Origin of the sequence: Staphylococcus warneri (assembly GCF_900636385.1) — a bacterium.
GTDB classification, from domain to species: domain Bacteria; phylum Bacillota; class Bacilli; order Staphylococcales; family Staphylococcaceae; genus Staphylococcus; species Staphylococcus warneri.
The window spans coordinates 596,542-608,782 of record NZ_LR134269.1 but is presented as its reverse complement, the minus strand read 5'-3'; the positions used below and the strand labels follow the sequence as shown (position 1 = coordinate 608,782).

The 12,241-nt window shown below is 32.4% G+C and carries 14 protein-coding genes and 1 pseudogene; 9 read left to right on the top strand and 6 right to left on the bottom strand.

Translation table 11 applies throughout. The annotated features are described in order from the left end of the window. Nucleotides 1-13 precede the first annotated feature (13 nt). On the top strand, nt 14-688 hold the full coding sequence (locus EL082_RS02795) for an IS6 family transposase (protein WP_103286159.1): 675 nt from the start codon (nt 14-16) through the stop codon (nt 686-688). 61 nt (nt 689-749) lie between these two features. On the opposite strand, the pseudogene EL082_RS02790 reads toward EL082_RS02795, so the two are convergent. Beyond that, nucleotides 750-1,142 (bottom strand): annotated as a pseudogene (locus EL082_RS02790) (LCP family glycopolymer transferase); the annotation flags it as partial. A gap of 156 nt (nt 1,143-1,298) precedes the next feature. After that, on the bottom strand, nt 1,299-2,090 hold the full coding sequence (locus EL082_RS02785) for an inositol monophosphatase family protein (protein WP_002467031.1): 792 nt from the start codon (nt 2,088-2,090) through the stop codon (nt 1,299-1,301). A gap of 420 nt (nt 2,091-2,510) precedes the next feature. On the opposite strand from EL082_RS02785, the gene EL082_RS02780 reads away from it, so the two are divergent. Continuing rightward, complete coding sequence (locus EL082_RS02780; RefSeq protein ID WP_002467024.1) at nt 2,511-3,209, top strand: helix-turn-helix transcriptional regulator; 699 nt, start codon at nt 2,511-2,513, stop codon at nt 3,207-3,209. 20 nt (nt 3,210-3,229) lie between these two features. Here the strand turns inward: EL082_RS02780 and EL082_RS02775 are convergent, their stop codons facing one another. Continuing rightward, nucleotides 3,230-3,967 carry a CPBP family intramembrane glutamic endopeptidase gene (locus EL082_RS02775; protein ID WP_002467021.1) on the bottom strand — a complete coding sequence of 246 codons (738 nt, stop codon included), beginning with the start codon at nt 3,965-3,967 and terminating at the stop codon, nt 3,230-3,232. Nucleotides 3,968-4,012: 45 nt separating this feature from the next. On the opposite strand from EL082_RS02775, the gene EL082_RS02770 reads away from it, so the two are divergent. The 5 genes from EL082_RS02770 (at nt 4,013) to EL082_RS02750 (ending at nt 8,807) form a co-directional block, all read left to right on the top strand. After that, nucleotides 4,013-4,357 carry a hypothetical protein gene (locus EL082_RS02770; RefSeq protein ID WP_002467029.1) on the top strand — a complete coding sequence of 115 codons (345 nt, stop codon included), beginning with the start codon at nt 4,013-4,015 and terminating at the stop codon, nt 4,355-4,357. A 173-nt stretch (nt 4,358-4,530) separates the two neighbouring features. After that, entirely contained in the window at nt 4,531-5,586 is a 1,056-nt protein-coding gene (locus tag EL082_RS02765) for a MupG family TIM beta-alpha barrel fold protein (RefSeq protein WP_002467028.1), read from the top strand. Nucleotides 5,587-5,589: 3 nt separating this feature from the next. Then, nucleotides 5,590-6,477 carry an N-acetylmuramic acid 6-phosphate etherase gene (murQ, locus tag EL082_RS02760; protein WP_019236043.1) on the top strand — a complete coding sequence of 296 codons (888 nt, stop codon included), beginning with the start codon at nt 5,590-5,592 and terminating at the stop codon, nt 6,475-6,477. A 13-nt stretch (nt 6,478-6,490) separates the two neighbouring features. Then, nucleotides 6,491-7,933 carry a PTS transporter subunit EIIC gene (locus EL082_RS02755; protein ID WP_103286160.1) on the top strand — a complete coding sequence of 481 codons (1,443 nt, stop codon included), beginning with the start codon at nt 6,491-6,493 and terminating at the stop codon, nt 7,931-7,933. Nucleotide 7,934: 1 nt separating this feature from the next. Then, nucleotides 7,935-8,807, top strand: a complete 873-nt coding sequence (locus tag EL082_RS02750) for a MurR/RpiR family transcriptional regulator (RefSeq protein ID WP_002467023.1) — start codon at nt 7,935-7,937, stop codon at nt 8,805-8,807. 185 nt (nt 8,808-8,992) lie between these two features. On the opposite strand, the gene EL082_RS02745 is transcribed toward EL082_RS02750, so the two are convergent. Further along, nucleotides 8,993-10,390 carry an amino acid permease gene (locus EL082_RS02745; protein ID WP_015364770.1) on the bottom strand — a complete coding sequence of 466 codons (1,398 nt, stop codon included), beginning with the start codon at nt 10,388-10,390 and terminating at the stop codon, nt 8,993-8,995. A gap of 367 nt (nt 10,391-10,757) precedes the next feature. On the opposite strand from EL082_RS02745, the gene EL082_RS02740 reads away from it, so the two are divergent. Continuing rightward, nucleotides 10,758-11,111 (top strand): hypothetical protein, encoded by a 354-nt coding sequence (locus tag EL082_RS02740; protein WP_103286161.1) that lies wholly within the window; start codon nt 10,758-10,760, stop codon nt 11,109-11,111. After that, a complete protein-coding gene (locus EL082_RS02735; RefSeq protein ID WP_002465541.1) occupies nt 11,111-11,293 on the top strand; it encodes a hypothetical protein in 183 nt (60 codons plus the stop codon). Before EL082_RS02740 ends, EL082_RS02735 begins: the two co-directional genes overlap by 1 nt. A gap of 69 nt (nt 11,294-11,362) precedes the next feature. On the opposite strand, the gene EL082_RS02730 is transcribed toward EL082_RS02735, so the two are convergent. Both EL082_RS02730 and EL082_RS02725 read right to left on the bottom strand, forming a co-directional pair. Next, nucleotides 11,363-11,551: a hypothetical protein gene (locus EL082_RS02730; RefSeq protein WP_002465537.1), complete on the bottom strand. Its 189-nt coding sequence runs from the start codon at nt 11,549-11,551 to the stop codon at nt 11,363-11,365. Between the two features lie 10 nt (nt 11,552-11,561). Next, nucleotides 11,562-12,200: an HAD family hydrolase gene (locus tag EL082_RS02725; RefSeq protein ID WP_103286162.1), complete on the bottom strand. Its 639-nt coding sequence runs from the start codon at nt 12,198-12,200 to the stop codon at nt 11,562-11,564. Nucleotides 12,201-12,241: the final 41 nt, after the last annotated feature.

Genomic DNA, 12,241 nt, shown 5'->3' with positions numbered 1-12,241 from the left:
AGGAGTCTTTTGTATGAACTATTTCAGATATAAACAATTCGATAAGGATGTTATTACTGTAGCCGTTGGCTACTACTTAAGATATGCATTAAGTTATCGTGATATATCTGAAATATTAAGAGAGCGTGGCGTGAACGTTCATCACTCAACGGTCTATCGATGGGTTCAAGAATATGCTCCTATTTTGTATCAAATTTGGAAGAAAAAGAATAACAAAGCGTATTATAAGTGGCGTATTGATGAGACATATATCAAAATCAAAGGAAAATGGTGTTATTTGTATCGTGCCATTGATGCAGATGGTCATACATTAGATATTTGGTTACGTAAGAAACGAGATAATCAATCAGCATATGCGTTTATTAAAAGACTTATTAAACAGTTTGGTAAACCTCAAACAATTATTACAGATCAAGCACCTTCAATGAAGGTGGCCATGTCTAAGTTGAGGAAAGATTTTAAACTCAAATCTAATTGTCATTGTACATCTAAGTATCTTAATAACCTCATTGAACAAGATCATCGTCATACTAAGGTGAAGAAGACAAGCTATCGAAGTATTAATACGGCAAAGAACACGCTCAAAGGCATTGAATGTATTTATGGATTATATAAAAGGAACCGTAGGTCTCTTCAGATCTACGGATTTTCTCCTTGTCACGAAATTAGTTACATGTTAGTCAGTTAAACGAAGACTGACACAATAAAATGGTGATTAGCTATATTTTTCTAACTTTGCAACAGAACCCTATTTTTTCTGTTGTACCTTTACCAACCATTTTAGCTTGAGTATCTCTAGGTACACTTACAATCTCTGTTTTCTTCTCTTTTGGATTAATAGATAGAATCATAATCGTATCACTACGAGATCCGCCACCTTGCGCTTTACGTTCAGCATCCGAATCTACACCAAATAATGCTATCGTGAATGGATCACCATTTTTCAAATTAACTTTGCCGTTTCTTAAATGTGAATAATCTCTATTTAAAGGATTATGTATTTTATCTCCAGTAATAAATATCTTGGCAATGACATATATCATTGCTAATAGCGCTAATATAAATAATATGCCAACAAACCAAACTAAAATTTTAGCTGGTAGACTCATTCTATTTTTTTCTGTTCTGCGCACACCCATCATTCCTTTTCCATAATTACTTTACATGCTATATACCTTTATTATTATATAATAGAAAAATATTTTTACTATACTTCTAAAGTCTTATTATGCGAAATTTATTGTAAAATATTAATCCTAATGGAATATGGAATAATGATTTTAATATCGAACATTATCTTATCTTTCATAACCCATATCACTATTTAAAATTTCAAGTACTGCGGAGTAACATCCTTCATTACTAATAATAAATGGCGCAGCTGTTGATAAATCTATAGGTCCACCATTTAACGCTGTCATTTTCAGCCCAAGTTCTTTCGCAAATAAAAATTGTGCGGCAATATCCCAAGGTTTAGGATTAGTATTGATATGTGCACCAAATTGACCTTTAATCACCCTAATTGAATCTAAGCCACAAGAACCAATAATTCTATGACTAAAAGACGCATCATATAATTGATGAATCGTTTCATCATTCATGACTTGTGTATTGAACGATAATATGGCTTCTTCTATATCCATATTAGGTGGTTGTTTCATCACTTGCGCATTATCAAATGCGCCTTCATTTTCAATAGCCTTATATAAATGTTGATGTGGGTAATCATATATATATGAAAGCTTAGGTTCGCCATCTACAAAATAACCTAAAATAATACAATAATCTTCCTGTTGTTTCACCAAATTAGACGTACCATCTATAGGATCCATAATCCAAACATGTCCTTGTCTAGGATCTATCTCATCATTATTTTTTTCTTCTGCAAATAACCGATGACCTTCAAGTTGTGTTTGTAGGAATACTTGAAATTCGTTTTGAATTTGTTTATCCACATTTGTCACTAAGTCAAAGCGATTTAACTTTGTATCTGTTTCCATTTCCGCGATTAAATTTGGGATGATTTGGTCTACGTTTTTCAACCATTTTGTTATCATTTCATCTATCTTGTGCAAATCAATGTTATGCATTAATAACACCTTCCTATATATCTAAAAATATTAATGATTTTATCATAATTAATTAAATTAAATGTGTTAATAGCTATAGTAACATGCCAGTGTCCATTTGCATCTTTTTACATAAAAAAATCGGCTAGTCTTATGCTAGCCGACAAATAGAAAGGAAAGTAAGTAATAAATATTGAAGATGTTTTAGTGTAACTCGAACGATTACCAGCTATCTGTTATATAGCTCTACCCCTTTGTTAATCGCTCCCCCTGTTACAAATAATATATTAACATAAAGCGTTTTCTTTTGTAAGCGTTTTCCAAAATTTTTTTAGACCATTTTTTCACTTTTTAATCCAAAAATGCGCTATAAATGTCATCATTGTCGCTTATATGATATAATTATTGTAATATGTAATGTTAATTTGGAGGTGACTTTCATTGAATAAGTTAGAACGACAAAATCGCTTAATAACAGAAATACAACAAAGTAATAAAATAACTGCTTCTGAATTAGCCAAACGTTTTAATGTATCAAAACGTACCATTCTGAGAGATATTGATGATTTAGAAAATCAAGGTGTTCAAATTCATGCTTCTCATGGTAGCCAGGGTGGTTACAAAATTCAAGATGCACAAGCCAAAATTGCACTTACTTTGACTGATAGTCAATTGTCTGCGCTATTTCTTACCTTAAATGAAAGTCAATCTTATTCTACGCTACCCTATACTAAAGAAATTCAAGATATACTTAAACAATGTTTAACTTTACCTCAAACGCGTGTACGAAAATTATTAAAAAAAATGGATTACTATATAAAATTCGAAGATACCGCACAGATAACACTTCCAAATATCTTTTCCGATATTTTAATTTACTGTACTGAACGAAATGTCATGCTTGTAGATTTTTATGAAGACAATCAAACTATTGCGGAGAACGTTATCTTTATTGGTCTATTATGTAAAGATGGTCAGTGGCATGCTGTGGTATTTGAAATTGGACTAGGTTCTACACGAGAACTCCCTATTAAAGATATACAAGATATCTCCTACTCATTTGAAAAAACAATTAAAACGCATGATATTACGATTGATAATTATCAACAATTTTTAAACCCAACTGATTTACACGTGTAATCAGTTGGGTTTATTGTATATTACATAGAAATTGTATATATCGTGATTATAAATGATAATAGATTATTGAGCATATGAATCGTAATAGAAGACGCTAAATTTCTGTTTGACTTTAAATATACGAATACTAAAATAACTGCGAGTATAAAGTATGCACCAAATTCTAATGGTGATTTAGCATCACTTACATGAATTAGTGAAAATGTTACAGCGGAGATAATCCCCATAAAAATAAAATTAAATTTTTTTCCTAATTCACCTATAATGATATGTCTGAATACAATCTCTTCAACGATAGGCCCAACAATCACTATCAATATAAAAGTGATTGGTAAAAATAGAGGGGTCTTAAATAATTGATTTAATGCTAATTCATTCTGTGTTTCATTAAATTGCCATGATTGCGGTAATAATTCCATCATCCATTCATAGGCTTTTGACGCACAAATTGAGATAATGAACATCACAATTAAAAATTTCCAATGCTTTTTTATATAATTAATCCCATTCTTCAAGCGTTCTGAAAAGGAACTGATATGCATAAGGTAAAAACATAAAATGGCAATAACATAACTCATGGTTTGTGCAACGGTAGCAACCATCTCACCCATTAATCGATCTATATGTATATAATGCGTATTTAATATATTTACACCTATCCTTGAAAATATCATCATTGTTATAAAGATAATTGGTATTAAAAATAAATCTCTCCAAGCAATATCTTTAAAACGGTACCCTTTGTTCGAAAGTTTCATATCTATATTTCCTTTCTTTTTACATTTAACTACTAAGGAGGCTTTATGAATTCTCAAGAAACATTAAACCATATTGAATTAAAATTAACACAACTTATCACACATACTGAAATGCTAAAATATTACTTAGTATCACATTATAGCAAATTTGAACCATCATTAAATGAATTTAATACATTCATCATTAAAGAAAGTAATTGGATTAAGACAAATTCAACAAACCGCAACTGTACTTCTTTAAGTCATTTCACTCATTATCAAAATTTAATTGCTTACCTCGTCGAATACCCGCTTCATACTATTAATTATGGTGATATTTTTCATCATATTATCGAATACCAAAATATGATTTACCGTACACTTATTCAATTTAAAGATCACACTTTTTAATTCTACTTATTTCCCTCATTATATTTTTCGTATTTTATTCTCCAAAAGTACTATTTATTTTATTTATTAATATTTTTGTAAAAAACAAACCTAAATCTAAAATGTAAATTGTAAATGACTAATATTAGCGTTATAATCGGATATGATTAAGCTTATAAATGAGGAGGATGATCATGCTCGGTTTCTCGGTCTCGTTAGGAAGTAAATTAAATCAATCTTATATTCAATCAATGGTATCTCAGGGATACGATACTATTTTTACTTCTCTACAAATACCCGAAGAGGATGATCAACTTACACTGATACATTTTGGGGAATTGTGTCAGATATTATCTCAATATTCAATCACCTTTATTATTGATGTGAATCCTTCTTTACTTAATCACCACTTTTACAGTTTATTAGATCAATACGCTCATGGGGATTTTGTTATCAGAATCGATCACGACCTTAATATCAATCTTATTCATGATATACAGCAACACGGTTATCGATGTTGCATTAACGCAAGTACGATAACTCAAAGTGAATTATCCACGCTATATCGTCATTCAAATATTCAATCACTAGTATACTGTCATAATTATTATCCAAGGCCGGATACTGGATTAAGTGCGACATTTGTCGAACAACAAAATGCACTCATACATTCTTTTGATTCAATGGCAGATATATATGCCTTCATTCCAGGAACTGAATTAAGAGGACCCATTTTTAAAGGTTTACCAACTATCGAGGTACATCGTAATCAGCATCCTTGTTTCGCGGTTCATGAATTAGAACGTGTTGGTATCTCAAATATTATTATTGGAGATACTAGGTTTGATTTAAATTTAGCGCGTCAACTCTATCAAATGTGTGTCCAACGACACTTTGAACTGCGTGTTAATGTCACTGAAAATATCAATGATGACCTGTCAAATATACTATTTACTAAGCATCATTCAAGAATCGATTCGCCCGAACATATCATACGTTCTTATGAATCTAGACACTTAATTAATCAAACTATTGAAGCCGTTGGTATCGACCAAAGATTACCCGGAGATATTACTATCGATAATCATCTGAATGGTCGATATGAAGGTGAACTACAAGTAATTAAATCACCACTTCAAGGACATCCAAATATCAATCGTATTGCACGAATTTATAAACAGGATCAACCATTTATCCATTTGATAGCGCCAGGTGATACTTTTGAATTTAAATGTTTAAAGGAGCAATGACAATTGAATCATTTAACGACTGAATCACGTAATACAGAGACTATGCATTTAGATGAAATGTCAATTCAAGAAGCACTTCAAACGATGAATGACGAAGATCAATTCGTTCCCAAAGCTATAGAACCGATCATTCCTGAATTAACAAAAGTCATCAAAGAAGCGATATCTAAATTCAAGAAACATGGTCGATTGATATACATTGGTGCAGGCACAAGTGGTCGATTAGGTGTTTTAGATGCAGCAGAATGCGTACCTACATTTAATACTTCACCCGATGAAGTCATAGGTATTATTGCCGGTGGAAGTAAGGCTATGACAGAAGCTGTTGAAGGTGCGGAGGATAATGAAGAACAAGGGAAAGCTGATTTAAAGGCAATTCAACTATCAAAAGATGACATAGTGATTGGTATTTCTGCTAGTGGACGTACACCTTACGTTAAAGCCGCTTTAGCCTATGCAAACGAGGTTGGCGCCGTAAGCGTATCTCTTTCTTGCAACACAAACAGTGAGATGAGTAAGTTAACACAATATGTGTTGGAAGTACCTGTCGGACCAGAAGTATTAACCGGTTCAACTCGCTTAAAATCAGGTACAGCCCAAAAACTCATTCTCAATATGATATCTACCATGACGATGATTGGTGTAGGGAAAGTTTACGATAACTTGATGGTAGATTTAAAACCAACAAATCAAAAATTAATTCAACGTTCTATTCGAATTATTAAAGATATATGTGATTTAAATGACGAAGAAGCTAAGTTACTCTATGAAAAAGCCGATCAAAACATTAAAACTGCTGTTGTGATGTATTTATGTGACACAACTAAAGATGATGCACAAAACAAATTATTACAACATAATGGTGTGATTAAGCAAGCCATCAAAGGTTAAGGGGGCTAATTCTATGAGTAAAGAAGACAGACTCGCACAAGAAATCATCAATGCGGTAGGTGGAATGCGTAATATACAGCGTATCATGCATTGTATGACTAGAGTGCGGTTATCCATTAAGAATCCAGATATAGTTAATTATGATGAATTACATCAAATAGAAGGTGTCATAGGCATCGTTGAAGATGAAACACTTCAAATCATTGTGGGTCCCGGTGTAGTAGAGAAAGTGGCAGGACATATGGCAGATTATAGCCATGTACCGTTAGGTGAAGATATCTCCTATTCGGACAATCAAAGTTATCAATCTCAAGCTAAAGAACTTGCAAAAGAAAATAAAAAGCACTACCAAAAATCAAGAAAACATAGTAAATGGCAACGTTTCTTGAAATCAATTTCAAATATCTTTATTCCTTTAATCCCCGCTTTTATCGGTGCAGGTTTAATCGGTGGTATTGCAGCTGTGCTCAATAATATGCTTACTGCTCATATGATTTCTGGGGATTTTATGAAACAACTCGTAACCGTATTAAATGTGATTAAAGACGGAATGTTAGCATATCTAGCCATTTTCACTGGTATCAATAGTGCTAAAGTATTTGGCGCAACTCCTGGTTTAGGTGGTGTCATTGGTGGCACAACACTACTAACTGGTCTGACTGATGAAAATCCGATTAAAAATATTTTCACTGGTGAACCACTTGTTGCTGGTCAAGGTGGAATTATAGGTGTTATATTCGCTGTTTGGATACTGAGCATTATTGAGAAAAGACTACATAAAGTAACTCCAAATGCTATAGATATTATCGTCACACCAACATTATCCCTACTCGGAGTAGGATTATTAACTATTTTTATCATCATGCCAATGGCTGGGTTTGTATCAGATGGTTTAGTTCACGTCGTTAATTGGGTAATAGACGTTGGTGGTGTCTTTAGCGGATTTATCATCGGTGCATTTTTCCTTCCACTAGTAATGTTAGGACTTCACCATATTTTTACGCCAATTCATATTGAATTGATAAACAGTACTGGTGTAACTTATCTACTACCTATTGCTGCAATGGCGGGTGCAGGTCAAGTTGGTGCTGCATTAGCATTATGGGTTAGATGCCGACACAATCAACCACTAAGAAACACATTAAAAGGTGCCTTACCTGTTGGATTCTTAGGTATCGGGGAACCACTGATTTACGGTGTAACCTTGCCGCTTGGAAGACCATTCTTCACTGCTTGTATAGGTGGAGGTATTGGAGGTGCCGTCATTGGCGGTATTGGTCATATTGGAGCTAAAGCTGTAGGACCTAGTGGCTTATCACTATTGCCACTGATATCAGATAATATGTATTTAGGTTATATTGCTGGATTGCTGTCAGCATATATCGGTGGATTTATCATGACTTATTTATTTGGAACGACTAAAGAAATGAGAAACTCTAATAAACTGGGTGATTAAAATGACAAACATTTTATATGAAATAGATAACCAGTATCCCTATTTAACAAAAAATGAGAAAAAAATAGCAAATTATATTTTGAATGCACCGCACCATGTTGTGCAAATGAATTCTCAAGATCTAGCACAAGAACTTGATACAAGTCCATCTTCTATTATTAGATTTAGCAAAAAAGTCACTGAAGGTGGTTTTCACGAATTAAAAATTGGTTTATCTAAATATTTACCAAAAGAGACCACGGTCTACAATGTGGAATTAGTTGACAATGAAAGTACAGCATCATTAAAAAAGAAGATGCATTCTCGTGCTAAAGGTGCTTTGAATAATGCAAATGAAACACTAGACGATAAAACAATTGATCGTATTTGTGATCAATTTAAACAATCGAATCGCATTTTCATATATGGTTATGGCGCTTCATTTGTCGTTGCAACTGATTTATATCAAAAGCTATCTCGTATTGGAATGAATGTACAACTTGTACAAGAGACACATATTTTCACTACTATGTTAGCATCCTGTGATAGTCGAGATTGTGTTGTTTTTATTACTAATAATGGTATGCAAAGTGAAATGCAAGCCATTGCTAAAGTTGTAGTAGATTATCATATTCCAATTATTACAATTACAAGTTCTTCAAAAAATATTATTTCTCAGATGTCAGATATAGTACTAGATTATGGACAATCAGATGAAAATGAAATGCGAATGGGTGCGACTACATCATTATTTGCACAAATGTTTACGATCGATATCCTATATTATCGTTATATAGCTCTTAATTATCAATCATCGTTAGACTTCATTACACAATCAAAAATGGCATTAGATAATTATAGAAAACATCTTTCCAATATTGATTTCAAACATTAAAAAAGATACAGTTTAGACATTAATGAGTGTCTAGACTGTATCTTTTTCAATTCTATAGTTCGAAAGAAAAAAGAGGTTAGGACAAAAGCGTTTAGGATTTCCTACAGAAAATCCTACTTTAAGGACCCCGTTAATCGGTTCCCCAAAGCACAAAAACTTTATGTCTCAACCTCTTTAAAATCAAACTATTTTAATGTATTATTTTTTCTTGCCTGTTGTTCAGCTTTATTATATCTAATGAAGTAATAAATAGTAACGATAGCTAAGAAAATAATACCAATCACTACTGAAACCACTGTTTCTTTATTAAATAACATTCCAATTAAAACAATAACTAAAAATGCAATTGTTAAGTAACTTGCTACCATACCACCAGGCATTTTGAATGGATGGTTTTTCGTTTCTTCTGGATGTAATTTTCTAAAGCGAATATGGCTAAATAAAATCATAAACCAAGGAATCATACCAGGTAAAATAGATGCACTGTAAACATATACGAAAATGCTATCAGCACCTTTAATGAAAGTTGGTAATATCACATTTAATAATGCTCCAATTAAAATACCTGTAGAAATCGCTAATACTGTATATAATGGCACACCATTTTTCATTACTTTAGTGAATATCTTAGGTAATTGACCTTTACGTGCTAATGTATAAATCATACGGCTCGCACTGAAGATACCTGAGTTACAACCAGACATTGCTGCTGTTAATACAACAAAGTTAATTAATCCTGCTGCAAATGTAATACCTACTTTAGCAAATGTTGCTACAAATGGGCTACCGATGTTTCCTAATTCATCCCAAGGATAAACTGAAACGATAACGAAGATAGCACCAAGATAGAAAATTAATATACGCCAAATGACACCATTAACTGCTTTGACAATATTTTTTTGTGGATCCTTTGTTTCTCCTGCTGAAATACCAATTAATTCTACCCCTTGATATGAACCAATGACAATAGATAATGCAAAGAAGAATCCAACAATACCATTTGGCATAAATCCACCGTGTGACCATAAATTAGAAATACCAACTGGATGTCCGCCATTTCCAATTCCAAATAAAATTAATCCAAATCCTGCAATAATCATTAAAATAATTGTTACAACTTTAATCAACGCAAACCAGAATTCAAATTCACCGAACGCTTTAACTGACACTAAGTTAGCTGCTGTTAATAGAAGAACTGCTATAATTCCCGGTATCCAAGCTGGTAAGTTCGGGAACCAATAATTCATATATTCTCCTACTGCTATTACTTCACTCATACCAACAACAACCCATTGGAATATATTACTCCAAGCGGTCATATAACCTGCTGCTGGATGTATGTAATCACTTGCAAATGTAGCGAATGAACCCGTTGTCGGATTAATATATATCATTTCTCCCATTGCTCGCATAATTAAAAATAAAAATATACCCGCAATTAAATATGCAAATATTACAGATGGCCCAGTCCATTTAATGGTGCTTGTTGCTCCCATAAACAAACCTACACCAATCGTACCGCCAAGTGCGATCATTTGCATTTGACGTGCACTCAATCCCCTTTTTAATTCATTATTCTCCATAACAATAACCCACCTCTTTTTACTAAGATAAAATAATAATAATCTTATTTACGCAATTATACTATAAAATGACGAAATTGAAACAATATTTTAACAATTTATTGAAATCGCTTACAAAACTGGCATGGCAGTCTTTTGCAAAACCGCAATTTTACTACATTTGCAATAAACAACTGCCTTAAAAAATATTTAAAAAAAAGAAAATGATTCATGTTTTTTAACTTCGAAATAATCGTAATGGTCACTGTTTTTGTTTTCTAATATAGTTTTATTTAATCTCTAACTCATTTATGTTCTCAAGATTCTTTAACGTTTGTTCAATTATGGTTTATGATATACTTTTCATATCATCATTAAGGAGATCGTTATGAGTCAAACATTAATTAAAAAAGCACTAAAAATTTCAGCTATCTTTTTAATTATCTTTTTCTTACTCAATTATTTTTCAGTTAAAAACCCAAATTTACTACCACTCATTGGTAAATCTGTATTAGCTGCAGTTGCATTCTTTATCATTTATGTAGTTGCTTTTACAGTTTTAGATTCTCCAGAGAGAAAAATGAAATTTGGTACTACATTGCATATAGCAATCATCATTGGTTTAATTATTGGTGCATTGATATCACAGATTCAATTAGGTGTTTTAATAGGTATTGTTATTGGTATCATTGCTGGTTTTATTTGGGAATATATTGAAAAACGAAATGGAGGTCAACGTTAATGTCAGTTTTGATTGGCGTCATCATTTTAATACTATTAATTATCAGTTTTATACCGAATTATAAAGCCATGAAATTAGCAAAATCACAAGGTCAAAAGACAACACGTTTTGCCATAATGGTCGGTATCGATGCGATTTTAATCGTGTTAATTTTAGTTACATTATTATTAAAAATCATGTAATAATTTATTTCATATATGAAGAAACCCGTTTCAGATTGAGTTAATGATCTCAATCTGAAACGGGCATTTTTATAGTTTACCTTGTAATAATAGGAAATATCCAATTGTAGCTAAAATCAAATAAATCACTGTCCCCACTACAAATGATCTTACATGCACATGAAATGGAACACGTTTATTAAATATGGGTCCTAAGATTAAATTACCTATACCAATAATAAGTGGACCAGCTATAAAAAATAGTATCGTGTAAAACATGCCATACCTCCTATTTCACTTCAAAAAAGCGTTGCATAATGTCATCAAAATCAATATCTTTGGCAATATAGTTTACTGAAGTAAAATCTTGTTCTTCTGTCATGACATTCGTGTTGACGATAACATCCAAGCCAGCTAAATTGGCAGCAGTTGCACCATTAACTGAATCTTCTATTGCTAAACAATGGGTTGGATTATAATTCAACTGTTGCACCGCTGTTAAATAAGGTTCAGGATCAGGTTTGACATTCGAAACATCTTCTCTGCCTACAATGACATCAATATATTCGTCTAAACCTAATTTATGGAAGGTAGGAAGTATATCTTCTCTATGACTACTTGTTGCAATAGCCATTGGAATGTGACGTTGTTTTAAATATGCCATTAAATTTCCAATCGTTTCAACGATCGGAAGTTGGCTACTTGTATCATTATGTTCTTTATATATTGCTGCTTTCTTCTCTGAACCAAGTAATGATTCTAAATACTGATGAAGCTCAGTTGCTGCACCACCTATCGATCTACGATAAAAAGCTAACGATATAGGGGCTTCGTTGTGTTTTACTAAATGTTTATTGATGACATCGAAAAGATGTTTTTCTGTATCGATAATCGTACCATCAAAATCAAATACAACTGCTCTGTACATAATATATGTGCTCCTTTGTCTCTCTTAAGTTAAATATGTTC